The organism is Pseudomonas fluorescens NCIMB 11764, assembly GCF_000293885.2.
Lineage (GTDB): Bacteria > Pseudomonadota > Gammaproteobacteria > Pseudomonadales > Pseudomonadaceae > Aquipseudomonas > Aquipseudomonas fluorescens_B.
Genome location: NZ_CP010945.1, coordinates 5,518,468 through 5,537,840, shown reverse-complemented (window position 1 = coordinate 5,537,840; position 19,373 = coordinate 5,518,468). Strand labels below are relative to the sequence as shown.

Annotated in this window: 17 protein-coding genes; 9 read left to right on the top strand and 8 right to left on the bottom strand. The window is 57.2% G+C overall.

From position 1 onward, the window contains the following. Nucleotides 1-99 precede the first annotated feature (99 nt). The 4 genes from B723_RS25195 (at nucleotide 100) to B723_RS25180 (ending at nucleotide 6,015) form a co-directional block, all read left to right on the top strand. Nucleotides 100-1,266 (top strand): ATP-NAD kinase family protein, encoded by a 1,167-nt coding sequence (locus B723_RS25195; protein ID WP_017338342.1) that lies wholly within the window; start codon nucleotides 100-102, stop codon nucleotides 1,264-1,266. 36 nt (nucleotides 1,267-1,302) lie between these two features. Next, a complete protein-coding gene (gene gcvPA / locus B723_RS25190) occupies nucleotides 1,303-2,706 on the top strand; it encodes an aminomethyl-transferring glycine dehydrogenase subunit GcvPA (RefSeq protein WP_031318813.1) in 1,404 nt (467 codons plus the stop codon). Then, nucleotides 2,703-4,259: an aminomethyl-transferring glycine dehydrogenase subunit GcvPB gene (gene gcvPB / locus B723_RS25185; protein WP_017338344.1), complete on the top strand. Its 1,557-nt coding sequence runs from the start codon at nucleotides 2,703-2,705 to the stop codon at nucleotides 4,257-4,259. The genes gcvPA and gcvPB overlap by 4 nt, the downstream gene beginning before the upstream one ends. Nucleotides 4,260-4,392: 133 nt before the next feature. After that, complete coding sequence (locus tag B723_RS25180; protein WP_017338345.1) at nucleotides 4,393-6,015, top strand: acyl-CoA synthetase; 1,623 nt, start codon at nucleotides 4,393-4,395, stop codon at nucleotides 6,013-6,015. A 51-nt stretch (nucleotides 6,016-6,066) separates the two neighbouring features. On the opposite strand, the gene B723_RS33175 is transcribed toward B723_RS25180, so the two are convergent. Both B723_RS33175 and B723_RS25170 read right to left on the bottom strand, forming a co-directional pair. Beyond that, nucleotides 6,067-6,417 carry a hypothetical protein gene (locus B723_RS33175; RefSeq protein WP_144425272.1) on the bottom strand — a complete coding sequence of 117 codons (351 nt, stop codon included), beginning with the start codon at nucleotides 6,415-6,417 and terminating at the stop codon, nucleotides 6,067-6,069. Between the two features lie 61 nt (nucleotides 6,418-6,478). After that, nucleotides 6,479-6,916 (bottom strand): nuclear transport factor 2 family protein, encoded by a 438-nt coding sequence (locus B723_RS25170; RefSeq protein ID WP_017338347.1) that lies wholly within the window; start codon nucleotides 6,914-6,916, stop codon nucleotides 6,479-6,481. Between the two features lie 370 nt (nucleotides 6,917-7,286). Between B723_RS25170 and B723_RS25165 the strand changes: the two genes are divergently transcribed. Next, entirely contained in the window at nucleotides 7,287-8,240 is a 954-nt protein-coding gene (locus tag B723_RS25165) for an LLM class oxidoreductase (protein ID WP_031318815.1), read from the top strand. A gap of 327 nt (nucleotides 8,241-8,567) precedes the next feature. Continuing rightward, nucleotides 8,568-8,867: a hypothetical protein gene (locus tag B723_RS25160; RefSeq protein WP_017338350.1), complete on the top strand. Its 300-nt coding sequence runs from the start codon at nucleotides 8,568-8,570 to the stop codon at nucleotides 8,865-8,867. A 203-nt stretch (nucleotides 8,868-9,070) separates the two neighbouring features. Here B723_RS25160 and B723_RS25155 read toward each other — a convergent pair whose 3' ends face one another. After that, the gene (locus tag B723_RS25155; RefSeq protein WP_017338351.1) at nucleotides 9,071-9,802 is read right to left on the bottom strand and encodes a carbon-nitrogen hydrolase family protein; all 732 of its coding nucleotides are present in this window, start codon (nucleotides 9,800-9,802) and stop codon (nucleotides 9,071-9,073) included. A gap of 303 nt (nucleotides 9,803-10,105) precedes the next feature. On the opposite strand from B723_RS25155, the gene B723_RS25150 reads away from it, so the two are divergent. Then, nucleotides 10,106-10,648 carry a DinB family protein gene (locus B723_RS25150; RefSeq protein ID WP_017338352.1) on the top strand — a complete coding sequence of 181 codons (543 nt, stop codon included), beginning with the start codon at nucleotides 10,106-10,108 and terminating at the stop codon, nucleotides 10,646-10,648. A gap of 180 nt (nucleotides 10,649-10,828) precedes the next feature. On the opposite strand, the gene B723_RS25145 is transcribed toward B723_RS25150, so the two are convergent. Then, a complete protein-coding gene (locus B723_RS25145; protein ID WP_017338353.1) occupies nucleotides 10,829-11,764 on the bottom strand; it encodes a DMT family transporter in 936 nt (311 codons plus the stop codon). Between the two features lie 74 nt (nucleotides 11,765-11,838). Here B723_RS25145 and B723_RS25140 point away from each other — a divergent pair, with 74 nt between their 5' ends. Next, entirely contained in the window at nucleotides 11,839-12,693 is an 855-nt protein-coding gene (locus tag B723_RS25140) for a LysR family transcriptional regulator (RefSeq protein ID WP_017338354.1), read from the top strand. A gap of 280 nt (nucleotides 12,694-12,973) precedes the next feature. On the opposite strand, the gene B723_RS25135 is transcribed toward B723_RS25140, so the two are convergent. Further along, nucleotides 12,974-13,270, bottom strand: a complete 297-nt coding sequence (locus B723_RS25135) for a hypothetical protein (protein WP_017338355.1) — start codon at nucleotides 13,268-13,270, stop codon at nucleotides 12,974-12,976. Between the two features lie 724 nt (nucleotides 13,271-13,994). Between B723_RS25135 and B723_RS25125 the strand changes: the two genes are divergently transcribed. After that, entirely contained in the window at nucleotides 13,995-14,885 is an 891-nt protein-coding gene (locus B723_RS25125) for a transporter substrate-binding domain-containing protein (protein WP_031318816.1), read from the top strand. Between the two features lie 564 nt (nucleotides 14,886-15,449). Here the strand turns inward: B723_RS25125 and B723_RS25120 are convergent. From B723_RS25120 to xylF, 3 genes are all read right to left on the bottom strand, one after another. After that, entirely contained in the window at nucleotides 15,450-16,586 is a 1,137-nt protein-coding gene (locus tag B723_RS25120; protein WP_017338358.1) for a sugar ABC transporter permease, read from the bottom strand. Further along, complete coding sequence (gene xylG / locus B723_RS25115; RefSeq protein ID WP_017338359.1) at nucleotides 16,587-18,143, bottom strand: D-xylose ABC transporter ATP-binding protein; 1,557 nt, start codon at nucleotides 18,141-18,143, stop codon at nucleotides 16,587-16,589. Nucleotides 18,144-18,225: 82 nt separating this feature from the next. After that, entirely contained in the window at nucleotides 18,226-19,227 is a 1,002-nt protein-coding gene (gene xylF, locus B723_RS25110) for a D-xylose ABC transporter substrate-binding protein (RefSeq protein WP_017338360.1), read from the bottom strand. Nucleotides 19,228-19,373: the final 146 nt, after the last annotated feature.

Below are 19,373 nucleotides of genomic sequence, written 5' to 3'. Positions count from 1 at the left end.
TATGTCGTATTGTGTATCACATACGAGGCGTATGCAATGAGTCTGAGCTGTGTGCTCTCAGCCTCGGGAGCCCCGCCATTTCGCACAGGATACCGAGCAATGCGTGAACAGCGCGATTCCGATATTTCACTGCACCCCGCAGGTCAGGGGAAAACCCTGGGATTTATCCTCAACCCGGTCGCCGGAATGGGCGGACGCGTGGGGCTAAAGGGCACCGACGGTGTCGAGGTTTTGCAGGAAGCAAGGCGCCGCGGTGCGCAACCCGTTTCAAGCGATCGGGCCTTGATCGCGCTCAAGCGTCTGGCGGCTTCGACGACGCCATTCCGGCTGATCACCGGCTCGGGTGAGCTGGGCGAAGATGTCGCGCGCGCCGCCGGTCTCGACCCGATTGTCGTCTATACGTCGTCGCCGGGAGCGAGCCGGCCCGATGACACCCGAAATGCCGCGCTCGTCATGGCGCATGCCTCGGTCGATCTGCTTTTGTTCGCCGGCGGAGATGGCACCGCGCGCGATGTGCTGGAAAAGGTCAGTGATCGCGTACCGATCCTCGGTATCCCTACGGGTGTGAAGATGTATTCCGCCGTGTTCGGCACTAATCCGCAGAACGCTGGACATCTTGCGGCACGCTTCGTTGCCGGCGACTCGTCGGTGCGCTTTCGCGAAGCCGAGGTCATGGACATCGACGAGGCTGCCATGCGCAACGATCAGGTGTCGGCGCGGCTGTATGGCTACGCCCGCAGCCCGCACCAACGTCACCTGACGCAAAACGCCAAGGCCGGTTCCTTGGCCAACGAAAACATGGCGCTCGACGCCGTGTCCCGACAGGTTGTCAGGGACATGAAACCCGGTTGCCTATACCTGCTGGGGCCAGGCACCACCACGCGACGCATTATGACCGAGCTCGGCCTGCCGTCGACGCTGTTGGGCGTAGACGCGGTCATGGACGGTGCGCTGGTGGGTGCCGACCTCAATGAACACGCGTTGATCCGTCTGATGGAAGGGTACGAGACACGCATCATCGTTGGCGTTCTGGGCGGTCACGGCAGCTTGTTCGGCCGTGGCAACCAGCAGATCAGCGCCGAGGTCATCCGCCGGGCAGGGCGCGAACACATCATCGTGATCACCTCGATGGACAAGCTCCTTTCCCTCGATACCGGCTGCTTGCGCGTCGACACGGGTGACGCCGAAGTCGATGCCATGCTCAGCGGCCACATACGCGTGCACACAGGGCCTGACCGGTCCGTCTTCTTCAGGGTTCGATCCTGATCAATTGTTTCATCCGATAAAAACGAGGATAACCCCATGAGTAATCATGTCGCCCACCCCTACATGGCGAACTCTGTTCCTGCACTCAAACAGGAGATGCTCGACTCGATCGGTGTAGACAGCATTGAGGAGTTGTTCCAGCAAATTCCCAATGAACACCGCCTGCAACGTCCGATTGATTTGCCGCCGGCGCTCAACGAGAGCGAGCTGCGTCGGCATCTGCTCAGCACGTTGTCGAAAAACAAGACCTGCGAGCAAAACCTTAACTTCCTGGGCGCCGGCTGTTGGCAGCATCACGTTCCGGCAGCGTGCGACGAAGTCGTGCGCCGTAATGAATGGCTGACCTCGGTGTTTGGTGAGCCGAGCTCCGACCACGGTCGCAATCAAGCCTGGTTCGAGTTCTGCAGCCAGCTCGGCGAGCTGCTGAACATGGATCTGGTCGGCCTGCCGGTGCGCAGCTGGGGTTGCGCTGCGGGTCACGCCATTCGCATGGCAACCCGAATTACCGGGCGCAGCGAAGTGGCGGTGGTCCGTGCCATCGATCCTGAGCGGCTTTCCATCATCCGCAACTACTGCGAACCCGTGGAAATGCCGGGCCACATCGTCGTGCGACTCGTCGACTTTGACCCGAAAACCGGCTTGCTCGATATTGATCACCTCCGTGCCTCGATCGGTGCGCAAACGGCTGCGGTCTATTTCGAAACACCGTCTTATTTCGGTGTGATCGAACAGCAAGGGGCCGAAATCGCCGCCATTGCCCATGCAGCGGGTGCCGAAGTCATCGTTGGGGTCGATCCGATCTCCCTCGGCGTGCTGGCCGCACCGATTGATTTCGGCGCCGACATCGTGGTGGGTACCACTCAGCCGCTCGGCGTGCATATGAACTGTGGTGGCGGGGTCAGCGGCTTCATTGCAACCCGCGACGAAGAACTGTACGCCCACCAATACCCGACGCTGTTCATCAGCATCGCCGAAACCACCAAGCCCGGCGAATATGGTTTTGGCCTGAGCTTGTTCGAACAATCGTCCTACGGCTTGCGTGACAAGGGCAATGACTGGACCGGTCATTCGGTCTACATGTGGGCCATCGCCAATGCCGTCTACATGGCGATGATGGGACCAAAGGGCTTCGAGGATGTAGGCAATCTCATCCTGCAACGTGCTCACTACGCGGCGAAGTTGCTGAGTGAAGTTCCGGGCCTGGCAGTGACATTCCCTTCTGGTTTCTTCAAGGAGTTCGTGGTGAATTTCGACGCCACCGGGCTGAGCGTGAAGGACATCAACAAGCAGTTGCTCGCGCTCGGAATCTTCGGCGGCAAAGATCTGACTCACGACTTTCCGGCGCTTGGGGCCAGCGCCCTGTACTGCGTCACCGAGATTCACACACAAGCCGATATTCAGCGCCTGACTGCTGCACTTAAAGAGGTAATCGCACAATGAGCACTCCACTCAAGGAATACCATGCTCCCGTCTGGAGCGAACCCGTCATTCTGGAGATGGGCTATCCCGGCCGTCGCGGTGTGATCTTTTCCGACGTTGAGGCTGACGTGCAAGCAGCTGTCGGCAGCGCCGTCGATTTGATTCCCGCGAACATGCGGCGCTCCAGCAAACCGGCGTTGCCGGAACTGTCCGAGCCCGAGGTGTTGTATCACTACTTGCGCCTGTCGCAGCAGACCCTGGGCATGATGAACATCAGCCTGTTCGGCACCTGCACCATGAAGTACAACGCGCAGATCAACGAGGCGATGGCATGGCGCCCCGAAATTACTCACGTGCATCCACATCAGGACGAGGACACCCTGCAAGGCGCGCTCGAAGTCGTGCATGGCATGGACACGATTCTGCGCGAGTTGTCCGGGATGGACCAGTTCATCTTCCAGGCAGGCGGCGGTGCTGACGCGGCGTACACCAGTTGCGCGGTGACCCGTGCCTACCATGCTTCCCGTGGCGAACTGGAGCAGCGTGACGAGATCATCACCACCATCCAGACGCACCCCAGCAGCGCCGCGACGGCAGCTGCCGCCGGGTTCAAGGTCATCACCCTGATGATCGAAGAGAACGGTTACCCGTCGCTCGAATCCCTGAAGGCCGCCGTGTCCAACCGCACGGCAGCGCTGATGGTGAACAACCCCGACGACATGGGCGTGTACAACCCGGAAATTCGTGAGTGGGTGCGCGTGGTGCATGAAGCGGGCGGTCTGTGCTTCTACGACCATGCAAACTTCAACGGCGCGATGACTAAGATTCGTGCGCGAGAGCTCGGTTTCGACGCGTGCATGTTCATGCTCCACAAGACGTTCGGCGCACCGAAAAGTGGAGTGGGAGGCCCGGCAGTGGGCGCCTATGGTTGTTCGGCAGAACTTGCACCGTTCCTGCCGGCACCGGTGGTGGCCTTTGACGGTGAACGATACAGCCTGGATTACGACCGTCCGCAGAGTGCCGGCAAGATCCGCGAGTTCTGGGGCAACGTTCCGGTCATCCTCAAGGCCTACGCTTGGTCCCGCGCCATGGGCGCAAAAGGGATGGCTGAGGCGTCGGACATTTCGGTACTGGCCAACAACTACATGGAAAAAGGCTTGCTGGCGATTCGTGGCGTGACTCGTTCACACCCTGAGGCTAAAAGCCACCGGATGGAGATGACGCGCTACAGCCTTGAGCAACTCAAGGAGGAAACCGGAGTCGACGTCCATGACGTGCAAAACCGCATGAGCGATTTCGGTATTGATCCGATGTGGAGCAGTCACCACCCGTGGCTGGTACCGGAGCCGTTCACCCCCGAGGCAGGCGAGATGTACGGTAAAGAGGCGCTGGACACCTGGATTGCGGTGCTTGCGCACATATCCGACGAGGCTTACTCGAATCCGGTGATCGTCAAGACCTCGCCGCACAACCAGGCTATTCACCGGTTGAAGAGCGCACCGCTGGAAGACCCGGCTCATTGGGCCATGACCTGGCGTGCGCACCTGCGCAAAACCAAGCAACAGACTGCTTGAACCTGGCGTTTGCACGCAGCGGCCCCGTTGATCAGGCGGGGCCGTTTTGAAACCTGATCAGAGCTAACAATCAGCCATCGGAGGTTTCCAGCACAGTAAAACAGGCTGGTGATTTCCCCCACAGGATAACCTCATGTCGATTTTCGAAACGGGCCTGGCGCCCTCGGCAGTCAACCATATCGCCCTTTCTCCGCTGAGCTTCATCGAGCGCACAGCCTCTGTCTACGGTGAGTATCCCGCCGTGATCCACGGCGCCATTCGCCGCAACTGGCAAGAGACCTATGAACGTTGCCGGCGCCTGGCTGGCGCACTAAGCCAGAGGGGTATCGGCAAGGGCGATACCGTGGCAGTGATGCTCCCCAACATCCCGGCCATGCTCGAAGCCCACTTTGGCGTGCCGATGATCGGCGCTGTACTCAATACCCTGAACGTGCGGCTGGATGCGCAAGCTATTGCCTTCATGCTTGAGCACGGCGAAGCCAAGGTGTTGATCACCGATCGGGAGTTCCACGCTGTTATTCGTGAAGCCTTGAGCCTGCTCTCTCATCCGCCACTGGTTGTCGATGTGGACGACCCGGAGTACGGCGAAGGCAGCGCGGTTAGCACGCTGGACTATGAAGCCTTCCTCGCTGAAGGTGATCCACAGTTCGCCTGGCAATGGCCTGAGGATGAATGGCAAGCCATCTCGCTCAACTACACATCCGGCACCACGGGGAATCCCAAGGGGGTCATTTACCACCACCGCGGGGCGTATCTCAACTCACTGGGAAATCAGATGACTTGGGCCATGGGGCACCACCCGGTGTATTTGTGGACCTTGCCGATGTTTCATTGCAACGGCTGGTGCTATCCATGGACGGTGACTGCGTTGGCTGGGACTCATGTATTCCTGCGTCGGGTCGATCCGCAGAAAATCCTCACTTTGATTCATCAACATCGGGTCAGCCATTTGTGTGGTGCGCCGATTGTCCTCAATGCGTTGGTCAATCTGCCAGACTCGTCCAAGGCTGCCTTCGATCATCCGGTCGACGCCATGCTGGCGGGCGCCGCACCGCCGGCCAAAGTCATCGGTGCGGTCGAGGAGATGGGCATCAAGGTCACACACGTTTATGGGCTGACTGAGGTTTACGGCCCGGTGACCGTTTGCGCCTGGCATGACCAGTGGGACGAGCAACCGCTGAATGAGCGCGCAAGGATCAAGTCGCGCCAGGGCGTGCGCTATCCGACCCTGGAAGGGCTGATGGTTGCCGATCCGAAAACCCTTGAACCGGTCCCCTTGGACGGCACAAGTGTCGGCGAAATCTTCATGCGCGGGAACACGATCATGAAGGGCTATTTGAAGAACACCGAAGCGACAAGTGAAGCGTTCGAAGGCGGCTGGTTCCATACCGGCGACCTGGCGGTACGTCACCCTGACGGTTATGTCGAAATCAAGGATCGCCTAAAGGACATCATTATCTCGGGCGGCGAGAACATTTCCACCATCGAGGTCGAAGACGTTCTCTATCGTCACCCGGCAGTACTGGAGGCCGCAGTGGTCGCCCGTCCGGACGAAAAGTGGGGCGAAACTCCTTGCGCCTTCATCAAGCTCAAAGTCGATTATCAGAACACCCGGGAAGCCGATATCATCCTGTTCTGTCGTGAACATCTGGCGGGCTTCAAATTGCCGAAAACCGTGGTGTTCATCGAGTTGCCGAAAACATCGACAGGCAAGATCCAGAAGTACTTGTTGCGCGATTGGGCCAAGGCACTCTGAAAAGAGTGCCCAAGTTTAGAGCGCGTTAGCTGGAGTAGCCGGCAAAGGCTATCAGCCTCTCTCCAGTTTAAATGGAGAAGGCTGATGGTTGGCTGAAGGCTTCAGCGTTTGCAGATCCTGTTCGCAGGTTTTATTGGCGTGGGGGACGCCAAGCTCGCCGACCTCTTCCTGCATCAACGTATCGCAGGCAAAAAAATCAGCGGGTCGGCAATACTTCTCAAGCGAAGCATTGTCGAGATGGAAGGCATAGGTTCTGAAAAAAGGCATCTGGGCCTCCGGTGCAATACCGATGGTGGGCAGGGGACGGGAAATCGAGGTTGGGTAAACAGGCTGGGTTGGGGGATTACGAACCTTGGCCGTAGGCGGCAATCCACTCGTTTGTTGACCACCGTTGTCGTCCATCTGTAAAGGAATGCTAGGAGTTAACGGCCTCGGATCTGGTCGAACTTGCGGCAGTATCTGATTACAGCCGAGCTACTTTTTGCGGTTCGCTGCCACCCCAGTACAACCAGATCCAGCCGTCGCCCTTGCGCTGGAATACCCCGGTCGTAACGTACTGGACGACCGTTGGCTCAGCGTTTTCAAACGTGTGGCCGTCGATTCGGATCTGCGCCCAGGCAATGTCACCGCGTATCCAGGACACCACCAGTCGTGGTTCCCATCGGATGTTCAGGGTGGTCACCCACGTCACGCCATTTTGTACCGCTTCGGTCCCCATGAAGAACTCGTCCAGGCCTGAGCCGGCGATCGCGACGTCCGGATCGGTGAAGTACTTGGCGACGTCCGAGCTAGGCGTGGAAAAACCCTGCAGGACTTTCGTGATAAAGGCATTGAGTGACTCCCGGGTCGCGGTGTCGGAAATCATGGAGGGCGACTGGTACCCAACGAGACTGTCGATCATGAATACTCCCTGTTGGCTTACGTGGTGTTGGAACTTTTCTGCGGGTGATGAAGGTATGGCGTCCGTGCGGCGGAATTTTTCATACGTGGCGTATGTTAGTAATGCTATTTAACATACGCTACGCATGTCAAGCGGCATGCATACCGAATGCTTTTTCGTAAAACCTGGAGCGATGGAAGGCTGGGTTGTCGTAGAAATCGATTGAGCAGCAGGGGATTTTTTGTGGTGAAGGGGCAAATCTGTCGATTGACATACGGGTTGTATGTTGTATTTTGCTCTGCATACATTGCGTATGTAGCAAGCTTCTGCCCAACCAGGCTTGGCCAGGATGATGCATGCGGCACTTCTTCACTTGGATCAATCGTCAAACATGCATGACTTCAAAGATCACCGCGGATACTCGGCCATGTACCGCGAGGGGCACCTGACTCTTGGGCTTTACTTCGCGATTGAATCCTACGCAGGGGCTATCCCGGAGATGGATTTAGCGCGACAGATCAGTACCGCACAAATGGCGGAACGCTACGGATTTTCGGCCGTGTATTTCAGGGATGTTCCTCTGAATGTTCCTTCGTTCGGTGATGTGGGCCACATTTATGACCCATGGGTATTCATGGGCTATGTGGCGGCGCAGACGACCCGTATCGCGCTCGCGACGGGCAGCATCGTTTCGACCTTGCGTCATCCCTTGCATCTCGCCAAGGCAGCAGCTTCGGTAGACAGACTGTCGGGACAGCGCCTCGTGCTTGGTCTTGCGACAGGGGACCGGCCAACCGAGTTCTCGGCCTTCAACGCCTCTCTCGAAAAACGCCAGGAATTGTTTCAGGAAGCATTGACGGTGATGCGCCGTGTATGGAGCGAAGAGTCGCCAAGGATCTCCACGTCTAGGGTAGAACTTTCCGTCGCAGACCTGCTACCCAAGCCTCTACTGGGCGCCATCCCTGTTATGGTTACGGGACACTCGCGTCAATCGCTGGAGTGGATCGCCAATCATGCCGACGGTTGGCTCTACTATCCGCAGGACGTGGTGCAACAGGCAGTGACGATAAAAAAATGGCGGTCGTTGACTCAAGGTTTCAAGCCATTCTCGCAGTCACTTTATGTTGATCTCTCGCCAGATCCGGAAGAAGCAGCCACGCCTATTCATCTCGGATTCAGGTCAGGCCATCGTTTCCTGATCCATTACCTGCAAACGTTGAGAGAGATAGGGGTCAACCATGTCGGCTTGAATCTCAAATATGGTCGCCGCCCTGCGCACGAGGTTGTTCAGGAGCTGGGTGAGTACGTGGTTCCTTATTTTGCTGGCAACTATCCAGAAGCGTGACAATGGAGCTAAGCGAAACGGAACGGTCGATTTTGATGGACAAGGCTACAAGGCTTGGTCGACTACCGCGTCCAGGGTATCGCGACTGAAGCCCGACTTGGCTTGAATCGCTTTACCATGGAGCATAGCCAGCACGAAGACGGCTAACGCGGAACAGTTGGAAAACCTAGCAATGGTGGGAAAAACTGTTGGACCCATAGAGTTTTCCAACGACTGTTTTTGGCCGTTTTCTGCCAGTCGCGCGAGGCAGAAAGCGACCCAAAGCTGTCGTTCATTTGTGTCTATAAAATCCAGGGACCATTCGGCGAATAGTAGCGGGAGTAAAAGGTGCTTTCAGACAGCTTGCGGAATGTGAACCAGCAAATCGAAAAAACTATCGCTGCAATTCGAGACAAATGCATCGCGTCTGATGAAGTCGTCGTAGCTGATTACTTAAAGCGGTACGAGGCAAGCTTGGCGCTAATCGGTACTGGCTCAAAACAAAAGCTGGAGGCGAGCTTGAAGGGGCTCTTGAACTGCACGCGAGGCTACCTGGAAACCACCAGTCATTATGATCAGAAATTTCTCGGTGAAATGTGTGAGACGGAACGACTGATCAAGCAGCTGCTGAAGGACAAACTGCTGTGAGTTGGTGAAAAAGCCTGACATCTACCAAAAAAATATCTTCCCAAGTACGGGCTTATTGGCGGGGACGACCGTCCGCTTCTGGCCGATTTCTGCCTATCGCGAGAGCGCAGAAAACGACCCAATATAGATAGTCCGTCCCACCTTCACCGATACTGGTAACGGTTGGTAGGTAGCTGTCAGCGAGGGTGAGCATGAGCGGGATTTCAAACCAGGCTGAAAATGCTCGCTTCTCCAGTCTGTACATCGTACGCAACTAATGCCTCTTGAAAGGCGTTGGCGCTGCAAACGAGTTCACCGTGACTGTTCCAGATGGCAGAACAACCTGCTGCTACAAAGTCGTCGGCGGTGCCTATACAGTTCGCCATCATCACCGTCATGGAATGCTTTTTAGCAATCATCGGATAATGACTGTTTGCCGATGCAATACTTCTCTCAGACTTGGCCACGCTTGCCAAATACACCTGAGCGCCTGACTCTGCGGCTTGTGCGGCGTGGCTTGGTTGCAGTGACTCGTAGCAAATGGCGGGTGCAAGGACAAAATTTGCCTGACTCAGCACAAGCTTCTCGGTGCCCGGAGTGAAAAAAGGTAATTCGTCGAAATGTAGATGCTGTTTTGAATAGCTCGTGCGCTCCAGGCCGGGTTGGAAGGTGATCATGCTGATCTCGGTGCCTTTAGTTCCCTTCGTTGGCGCGCCAACAGCGATGGTCATCCCATATAGGTCGCTTAACCTCTGGAACTCGTCAAAACGGCCGTCACTCGGATGCACCGCCAAGACCTCAGCCAGCCTCGGTTCGTAACCGGTGAGGGAAAGCTCGGGAAAAAGCACGAGATTGGCGCCTTGGCTTGCAGCCAGGTGGATGACATCAATGTGTCTGGTGATGTTTTTCTCATATTCCCCGGGTACAGGGAGGATCTGCGCAGCGATTAACTTCATTTCCCGTCTCGCTTCCATGTGTAGGGTTAGCTTCGAGAGTGACTGAACTGGTGCTCAGCCTCTGCTTAAAAGTCAATGCATGCTGCACGAACGTTGGCAGTTTGAAAAGTGCGTACGGAGGAGTTTGCACGAACGCCAATGGCCGCTCCTGGCCGATTGTTGCCTGTCGCGAAGAGCAGCAGCCGACCCGATATAGCCGGTCACGTGTCTACGAAATCAAGGGTGATTCAAAAAGCCTTGCTCTAGAATGGCCCCAGATGAGCGTGGAACGCTTGTCCAGTATTCACTCAAAGGATGAACACGATGGGCCGCACCGACCATATCTGCCTGATGGCTATCTATAACGATTGGATGAACGCAAAGGTTTATGAGGCGGCCAGAAGTCTGACAGACGAAGAGCTGTCAGTGGATAGGAAAGCATTCTTTGGTTCTATTCTCGGGACGTTGAATCACCTGGTGGCCGGGGACACTATCTGGCTAAAGCGATTTGCCAGGCACCCGGCGAATCACTTGGCTCTGGAGCCGATTCGACAGCTCCCGGCCCCCACAAGTCTCGACCAGTTACAGCTCTCAAATATCCGAGCACTTTCGGCACATCGCGTTTGGCTCGATCAGGTGATTGTCGAGTGGTCTCGCTCGATTACAGAGGCGGATTTAGATCACACCCTCAATTACACAAGCATGAAAGGAACCCCCGCTGACAGGAGCTTTTATGGCTTGGTCATGCATTTCTTCAACCACCAGACTCATCACCGAGGCCAAGTTACTACTTTGCTGTCACAAGCTGGTGTCGACGTAGGCGATACTGATCTGGTCCTCCTCATTTCTTCCGAGTCGCGCACATAATCTAATAACCAGTGCTAGACCGGGATTTTCATGTCATACCGGGCTGGTAAACCAGCGTGGCCATCTGCAACACTCCTTCTGCTTACACAGAATTTAGATGTGTTGCATCGATCGGTTGAATCCACAGCCGATTGCAGTCTGTCGGCAAGAGCATCTTCTGCCCCGCAACATCCATCAGCTTTACCGCCAGGCCTGCCGAGCCTCCGACCGAACCACCATCCAGATGCCGACCCCGGACACTGCCATGCCTGACACCATTTGCCATGACAACGGTTCGTTGAACATGGCCCAGGCCCAAAGCATCGTGACGGGCGGGCTCAGGTACAAGACGCTGGCCACTCGTGTGGCTGTCGCCCGGCGCAGGCAGACCCAATAAAGCCCGTAGCCGCCTAACGTAGACAATCCCACCGTCCACAGTACGCTCAGCGCAAACCCCATGCCGGGTATCGGCGCCAGGCTACCTTGCGTGCCCTCGATCAGGGCGAATGCAAAACTCGACACGCAACATTGCAGCCACAGGTTGGGCAGGAGGTCCAGCGATTCAGAGGCGTGCAAATGCTTCTGCCAGAGTGTCGCGATGGCGAGCGAAAGCGTACCGAGCACCGGCAGGCCATACGCCCAGAGGGGCGCGCTACCCCAGGCCAGTGCGCCAAGCGTCACCACCACAACCCCAACCAGGCCGATGCCCAGCCCTGCCCAGACTTGCCAGGCCAGTCTTTGCCCCAGCACGCCAGCGGCCAGCAATGCGACCGCCATCGGCAGCAGGTTGGCGAACACCGCGGCAAGGCCCGCCGGTACACCCAGGGCTATGCCTTGTATGACGCCGGCCAGATAGCCGGCCATGGCCAGAAGACCGATGCCGGCGTTTTTCAGCAACACGGCAGGGGAGGTTTGCCGCAATTGCCTGTCGACGAAAGGAAACAGGATCAGCGTGACCACGACGCAGCGCCAAAACACCACCAACAAGGGGGACGCATAGTCCATCGAGAATCGCGCGCCGACGAATCCGGAACTCCAGGTCAGAATCAAAGCCGCCTCGAGCAGCGGCAGCGGTACCTTCTGGCGCCAGTGGGGGATGACTTGCTGCTGACAGGAGATCGGTGTGGGCTGGTTCATTGCCACAGGCTACGAAATCGGCCTAATCTAATAAATCAAAATAAAGTGCAGCAGTCATTCACGAAGATTAAATCATGACGGCGATCCTCGATATCGAGCTGGTACGTACATTTCATGCGGTGGCGCGGATTGGCAAATTCAGTGCGGCGGCCGAGCAGCTGCATAAAAGCCCGGCGGCGGTGAGCGTGCATATCCAGCGGCTTGAGGCAGTCGCCGGGGGGCGCTTGCTGAATCGCGATAATCAGTCCGTCTCCCTGACCGCACTGGGCAAGCGTTTGCTTTTGTCGACGACAGAACTGCTGAGCACCCATGACCGGGTGCTGGCCGACCTGCATGGAAGCCACCTGGCAGGACGCATTACCCTGGGTGTCCCCGACGAATACGCCGCCCACGTCATCCGCGACATCCTGCCGACATTCGCCGCTGCCTGGCCCAACGTGGTGCTGGAGTTGAAGACAGCCCCCAGTGATTCGCTGCGTGAGCAGGTCCAGCGTGGAAAGCTTCAGGCCGCGGTGATTGCCCAAGCCAGGGGGCAGTTGACCATGCAGGCGCAATTTCTCGTCGCCACCACGCCGATCTGGGTGGGGCCGGCAAACAAGTCGCTGGCCTCGATGGATCCGCTGCCACTGGCCGTACATGCGGCGCAATGCCCTTATCGGCAAGCCATGGTGGCATCACTCAAACAAAGCGGCCGCCGGTGGCGCGCGGTGCTGGACAGTCCGTCCAACCAGGCCGTCAGCGCCTGCGTGGAGGCCGGGTTGGCGATCAGTCTGATAGACCGCGCCAGGGTGACGGAAAGTATGCAGATTCTCGACGGTTTGCCCGTCATACCGGAGCATGAGGTCGTGTTTATCCGATCGCCGTCTTCAGATGGGGATGAAGCGGTGGATTTGCTCTCCCAAGCCATGCAACAGCATTTTCGGCTCTAGTCCGTGAGCAAGGGAAACTGTCTTGCCCGATCGTCTCTTGCTGAATGGCATTGCGAGCAAAGCTGCACTACCGTGAAGGTGCAAGCCCTCGTGCCGCAGTCCTATTCTGGTTGAGAGGTGGGTTTCATGAACAACATCATCTACATCGTCGGGTTAGTGGTGGTCGTCGTGGTTATCCTGTCGTTCCTCGGCTTTGCATAGGTTTCAATGCCTGCACTCCGCCAACACCACTTGGCAAGTAGTCGGCGTGCCACCGGATCGGCCGGCATAGCGGATGCAATTATCCAAGGTTTTTTTGCGCGCCATGCTCAAGGTGGAGCCCCAAGCCAGGCCATGCGTTGAACGCCCGCACCAGGTGCACGCCGGGCAGATACGGCTGATCCGCCAGGGCCACGCCCATGTCCAGCGCCTTGCGCCCGACACCTGCGTCACGGCCGCCGAATGGATTACTGGTGCTGAATATCACTTTGCCGTCCAGTTTGCCGGCGCCGATCACGCCGATCTTGAGGGTGTCTGCCATCGCCTGGCTGGTGTACAGAAACAGGCCGGCGAGCATCAGAGAGAAGATTCTGGACATGCACTGGGCTCCTCGGTTGGACAGCAGTCTTGGAATCACCGTAGTTGAGCTTACGTCTAAACGAAAGCTGCGGAGGGAGGCGGCGGACGAGCAGGGGTATTTGATGAGCGGCGTGAGGCGTGTTCAGCAAGGGAAGCTATTGTCTATGTGTTCGCCTCGCCAGTTGCCGCCCAACCAGCTCGTCCCTGAGGTGGCTGGCGAGGTGGAACCTCTTGGCCGATTTCTGCCTCTGCCCAGGCGCAGCAATCGACCCTTAGCTGACGGTGGCGAAAGGAAGAAAACAACCCAAAGCTGACACTGGTAAGTTACAGCAGTCGGCCAAAAGCTGAAGTAGCCAGCGTGGGGAGCAGACATTCAAGGTCTGGCCTAACCCCTCGCGATGGGGCTTCTTCGTCCGGCGCCCATATCGATCGATACGTTAAGCCGCAGGCTTTAGATGCGCCTAAGTGTCAGCGAAATATCTTCCCTCATTTCCGCACCCCCAAATACTCCAATCGGCAGCGTGGCGTCTTAAGCTGAAGCGCCCGCGATCCGTCGCGATGGAGTTTGTGCGACTTCGCACATGACTCGGTTTTCTGATCTGGCTCAAAGTATCTACCGTCCCTGGGCGTAGTGTTTGCAATAACGTTTCGTAGACATGCCGGATATTAGTGCTCACGTCCTTTACGTTTCTCAGTGTGTTTTTGAGATGTTTTTGCCTTTTTCATACTTTAAAGGGTGTCCGATGAAAACTTCATATTTCGTAGCAACGACAATCCTCGCCGCAGGCTTGTCTGCCATGGCACCCGCCAACTCGCAGACACTCGAAAAAGTTGCCGATAAAAACAAAATCACCGTGTCTTACCGGGAGGCATCGGTACCTTTCAGCTACTTGATCAGTCCTACCGAAGCCGTGGGTTTCTCAGTCGATTTAACCGATGCCATCGTTGATGATGTGCGCAGGAAGCTCAACAAGCCGAACTTAGAAGTGGCTTACATTCCTGTATCTTCGCAAACCCGCATTCCGTTGCTGGTCAACGGCACATACGATCTGGAGTGCGGATCCACAACCAACAACGCTGCGCGTGGCAAGGACGTGGCTTTTGCAATTAGCCATTTCTACACCGGCACGCGCCTATTGACCAAGAAGACCTCCGGCATAAAGAACTACGCCGATCTCGCAAAGAAGACTGTCGCCAGCACCGTCGGCAGCACGAACGAGAAGGTCCTCCGCCAATACAGTACCGACAACAATCTAGACGTACAGGTTGTCTTGGGCAAAGACTATGACGACTCCTTGGCGCTGGTTGAAAATGATCGTGCCGTGGCGTTTGCCATGGACGATATTCTGCTTTTTGGCCTCATGGCGAACTCCAAAAATCCCGATTCGCTCGAAGTCGTGGGTGATGCGCTGCAAGTCGAACCCTACGGCTGCATGCTTCGCAAAGATGATCCTGAGTTCAAGCAATTGGTCGATGGCACCATTACCCGTCTCATGGAGTCGGGCGAATTCGTAAGGCTATACACCAAGTGGTTTCAATCACCGATTCCTCCAAAAGGAATGAATCTGAATATGCCGATGAGCGAACAGCTCAAAGCCAATCTCAAGGCGCGCAGTGACAAACCAGTGCTTTAAAGCTTGACGAGTACCTGAGCAAATGACACAGAAGTCTGACTTGACTCGATCATTGTGAGCAGCTGCCGGTTCCGAGTCGCATCGGGTCGGCACTAACGCTCGTTGAGAGGCGGTTCCAGGCGCAAAGCTAAGATTAGGGTTGGCTCCATTCACTTAATTGAGTACACAGCCGGTGGGTTGCGGAATCTCATACTTTTCAAAAATTCGAAACCAAGCAATATGATTTTCGGACACCTCAATAAGTGGAACAGTGACGTTCGTTGACTGAGCGATCGCACGGTCATGTCACGGGCCATATCAGTCGTAGCCTGGAACACGCCAACGCTGTTTTTACAGCCTCTGGAATGGGCCAAAATCAGCTTTTTTCAGGCCGTCAGCGCTTTCATGAAACCGTTGGCACCAATGATTTTCATGACCCGTTTCAAGTTGCAGGCGAGAACATTCAAGCTCATCTCCGCACTTACTCCGGCGGGTGGCTGACCATCGGTGGCCGCATGACAACCGTCGCGAAAAATCGGCTCTCCCTAGACGCAGACTGCCGCGGATCACTTCATACACAGCAGATCAACGTCGCCCAGTCCGAGTGCTCACATCCACCCACACGGCCAACACCAGAATGCTGCCCTTGACGATCATCTGCCAGTAACTGTCGACGTCGAGCATGGACATGCCGTTGTCCAGGCTGGTAATGACCAGTGCGCCGAGGAGGGCGCCGTAAACGGTGCCGGACCCGCCGCGCATGGAGGTGCCGCCGATGAAGCAGGCGGCGATGGCGTCGAGTTCGCCCATGCTTCCGGCCGAGGGTGAACCGGCGGCCAGGCGAGCGGTGTTGACCACGCCGGCGAGGGCGCACATGACGCCCATGATTCCGAAAATCCACAGCTTCACGGCCTGCACATTGATACCGGACAGACGTGTCGCTTCCATGTTGCTGCCCACGGAATATACGCGCCGGCCGAACACGGTCTGGCTGGTCACGTAGCTGAAACCGCCCAGCAGAACCAGCAGAAGCAGGACCGGCACGGGAATGCCGTCATAGCTGTTGAGGGTCTGGACGAATCCGGCTAGCACCGCGCCGATCAACAGCACACGCACGACGTCACGCACCAGTGAATGTGCCGCAAGGCCATGAAGGGCGCGATTGCGTCGTTGTTTCCAAGTCAGGAACAACGTCAGTGCGAACAGCAGAACGCCCAGGCCCGTGCCGATTATGTGGGGCAAATAACCCTGACCGATGTAGACGAGTTCCGGCGATACCGGGGCGATGGTCGTGCCGCCGGTAATCCCCAGCAAAATGCCGCGGAAAGCCAGCATGCCTCCCAGCCCGACGATGAATGACGGAATACGCAGGTAGGCGGCCATGTAGCCGTTGGCGAGGCCGATCAGCAGCCCGCACAGGGCCACAAGGCCCAGGTTCGCCAGCAACGGTACGTGGTAGACCACGTCGAGAATAGCTGCGACGCCTCCGAGCAGGCCCAGCAATGAGCCAACCGACAAATCGATCTCTCCGCTGATGATGACCAGCACCATGCCGCAGGCGAGAATCCCGGTAATGGACATCTGGCGCAGCAGGTTGGAAAGGTTGCGCGGTGTCAGGAATCCGCCCTCGGTCTGCCAACTGAAGTACAGCCAGATAAACGCCACGGCAAACACCAGCGCGAGCATCTTGTAGCGAGTGAAGAGCTGTTTGACCTGGTTCATTTACGCGGATTTCCGATCATTATTGTTATGGCCATCAGGCTGGCTGAGTGCGGCGGCGAGCAGCTGTTCCTGGGTGAGTCCGTGGTTGATGAAGTCACCCCGCAACTGGCCTTCGCCAATCACAAGAACGCGGTCGGAAACGCCGAGCACTTCGGCCAGCTCTGACGACACCATGATGATCGACACGCCTTCGGCCGCCAGCGCCCCCATCAGCTTGTAGATCTCGTACTTGGCGCCGACATCCACACCTCGGGTGGGCTCATCGAGAATCAGCACCCGGGGCTTGGTCAGTAGCATCTTCGCCAATACGGCTTTTTGTTGATTGCCGCCGGACAGACTGATGATTGGCAGGAACGGGCTCGCGGTCTTGAGGTGCAGGCGTGAAATTTCTCGATCGATGCTGCCCAGTTCGGCTTCGGCATCGATACGGGTCAGTTTCGAGTAGCTGTCCAGCACGGCCAGGGTGATGTTCTGGCCGACGCCCAGGTCTGGAATGATGCCCTGGCGCTTGCGGTCTTCGGGCACCAGGCACAGGCCAGCACGGATTGACTTGAGCGGCGTGCGGGTGTCGATGAGTTGGCCGTCCAGCCAGACTTCGCCTTCCTGGCGGCCGGGGTAGGCGCCGAACAGCGCTGTCACCAGTTCGGTGCGGCCTGCGCCGACCAGTCCGGCGATGCCGAGGATTTCCCCGCGTTTGAGGCTGAAGGAAATATCGTCGACTCGTTTGCGCTGGGGGTTGTCGACGTCGTAGCAGGTGATGTGGCGGGCCTCGAAAATCACCTCGCCAATATCGTGTGGTTCGGTGGGGTAGAGGTTGCTCATTTCCCGTCCGACCATCTGGGTGATGATCTGTGGAATATCCATGTCCACCATGGCAGTCGTGGCGATGTGTTTGCCATCGCGGATCACCGAAATGGTGTCGCACACGGCGGCCACTTCATCGAGCTTGTGGGAGATGTAGACACAGGCAACACCCTTGGCCTTGAGGTCGCGGATGATGTCCAGCAGCACCTCGATTTCCGAACGGGTCAGGGCCGATGAAGGCTCGTCAAGGATCAGTAGGCGCGCGTGCTTGTTCAGTGCCTTGGCGATTTCCACCAGTTGCTGATAGCCGCCGCCGTACTGCGAAACCGGCAGCGATACGTTCATGTCCGGCACTTTCAATTCACGCATCAGGGCTTCGGCGCGGTGGATCATCGCCGGGTAATTCATCCGTCCACCGGGCAGCGTTAGTTCATGGCCCATGAAAATGTTCTCGGCCACCGACAGGTCGGGAACCAGGGTCAGTTCCTGGTGAATGATGACGATGCCCGCGGCTTCCGTTTCGCTGATCGATTGCGCCTTGAGTGGTTGACCGTCCCAGAGGATTTCACCGTCCCAGGTGCCATGGGGGTAGACCGCGGAAAGGATCTTCATCAGCGTGGATTTGCCTGCGCCGTTCTCGCCGCACAACCCGACGCATTCCCCCGGCTTAACCTTGATGTCGATGCCATTGAGCGCTGTGACACCGCCGAAGGTTTTGACGATACCGTTCATTTGCAGCAGATAGTCGGACATGGCAGAGACTCATAAGCGGCAGGTACGAGGCCGGTCCCGCAGGAGCAAGTTCGCTCCTGCAGGTGGCATTACGGGGCGATGATCACTGCCCGGCAATCTGCGCCTTGGTGTAAAACCCGTCCTGTTCCAGCAAGTCGATGTTGTCCTTGGTCAACGGAGTCGGGGTGAGCAGGATGGTGTCGACTTTTTTGCTGCCGTTGTCGTATTGCGAGCTGTAGGCGGGTTTCTCGTTACGCGCCAGTTGCACCGAGAGCTTGGCGGCTTCGGAGGCGATGAGTTTGAGCGGTTTGTACACGGTCATGGTTTGCGTGCCGGAGATCACTCGCTTGACCGCTGCGAGGTCTGCGTCCTGCCCCGAAATCGGCACCTTGCCGGCCAGTTGCTGAGAGGCCAATGCCTGGATGGCGCCACCTGCCGTGGCGTCGTTGGAAGCGACGATGCCGTCGATTTTGTTGTTGTTGCGGGTCAAGGCGTTTTCAACAATGCTCAGCGCTTCGGTCGGGTTCCATTCCTTCACCCATTGTTGGCCTACGATCTTGATATCCCCCTTGTCGATGGCCGGTTGCAGCACTTTCATCTGACCTTCGCGCAGGACTTTTGCGTTGTTGTCGGTAGGCGCACCACCGAGCAGGAAGTAATTGCCCTTGGGCGCTGCGTGCAGCACGCCGCTGGCCTGCATCTCGCCGACCTTTTCGTTATCGAAGGAAATGTAGGCGTCGACATCCGCGTTGAGTATCAGGCGGTCATAGGACACGACTTTGATCCCGGCTTTCTTCGCTTCGGCCACTACATTGGTCAGGACCGTGGCGTTGAAGGGCACGATGACGATCACATCGACGCCACGGGAAATGAGATTTTCGATTTGCGAAATTTGCTTTTGCTCGTTGGCATCGGCCGACTGTACAAAGACCTTGGCGTCCATTTTCTCCGCCGCCGCGACGAAGTAATCGCGGTCACGCGACCAGCGTTCCAGCCGCAGATCATCAATGGAGAAACCGATTTTCGGGTGGGCAGCATCGGCCATCACCGGTAGCGACAGCAGCGCCAGGGCGCTGGCCAGTAGCGCGCGTTTCACATTCTTCATAGTGGTGCGTCCTTTTGTTTTTGTTTGAAAGACACTGCCTGACGATGAGTCTCGGGCTGGTAGAACTGTAGAGAATCGGCAGACGCCGCGGACACAGATTTGTCGTGCGAATGTCACAGCGTTAATGCGTCCGCAGACGCCGGGGC

Coding starts and splice junctions, on each gene's coding strand:
- B723_RS25180 (WP_017338345.1), top strand. CDS start 4,393: ATGTCGATTTTCGAAACGGGCCTGGCGCCCTCGGCAGTCAACCATATC.
- B723_RS33175 (WP_144425272.1), bottom strand. CDS start 6,417: ATGGACGACAACGGTGGTCAACAAACGAGTGGATTGCCGCCTACGGCC.
- B723_RS25195 (WP_017338342.1), top strand. CDS start 100: ATGCGTGAACAGCGCGATTCCGATATTTCACTGCACCCCGCAGGTCAG.
- B723_RS25165 (WP_031318815.1), top strand. CDS start 7,287: ATGCATGACTTCAAAGATCACCGCGGATACTCGGCCATGTACCGCGAG.
- B723_RS25135 (WP_017338355.1), bottom strand. CDS start 13,270: ATGTCCAGAATCTTCTCTCTGATGCTCGCCGGCCTGTTTCTGTACACC.
- B723_RS25140 (WP_017338354.1), top strand. CDS start 11,839: ATGACGGCGATCCTCGATATCGAGCTGGTACGTACATTTCATGCGGTG.
- xylF (WP_017338360.1), bottom strand. CDS start 19,227: ATGAAGAATGTGAAACGCGCGCTACTGGCCAGCGCCCTGGCGCTGCTG.
- gcvPA (WP_031318813.1), top strand. CDS start 1,303: ATGAGTAATCATGTCGCCCACCCCTACATGGCGAACTCTGTTCCTGCA.
- B723_RS25145 (WP_017338353.1), bottom strand. CDS start 11,764: ATGAACCAGCCCACACCGATCTCCTGTCAGCAGCAAGTCATCCCCCAC.
- gcvPB (WP_017338344.1), top strand. CDS start 2,703: ATGAGCACTCCACTCAAGGAATACCATGCTCCCGTCTGGAGCGAACCC.
- B723_RS25150 (WP_017338352.1), top strand. CDS start 10,106: ATGGGCCGCACCGACCATATCTGCCTGATGGCTATCTATAACGATTGG.
- B723_RS25120 (WP_017338358.1), bottom strand. CDS start 16,586: ATGAACCAGGTCAAACAGCTCTTCACTCGCTACAAGATGCTCGCGCTG.
- B723_RS25155 (WP_017338351.1), bottom strand. CDS start 9,802: ATGAAGTTAATCGCTGCGCAGATCCTCCCTGTACCCGGGGAATATGAG.
- B723_RS25170 (WP_017338347.1), bottom strand. CDS start 6,916: ATGATCGACAGTCTCGTTGGGTACCAGTCGCCCTCCATGATTTCCGAC.
- xylG (WP_017338359.1), bottom strand. CDS start 18,143: ATGTCCGACTATCTGCTGCAAATGAACGGTATCGTCAAAACCTTCGGC.
- B723_RS25125 (WP_031318816.1), top strand. CDS start 13,995: ATGAAAACTTCATATTTCGTAGCAACGACAATCCTCGCCGCAGGCTTG.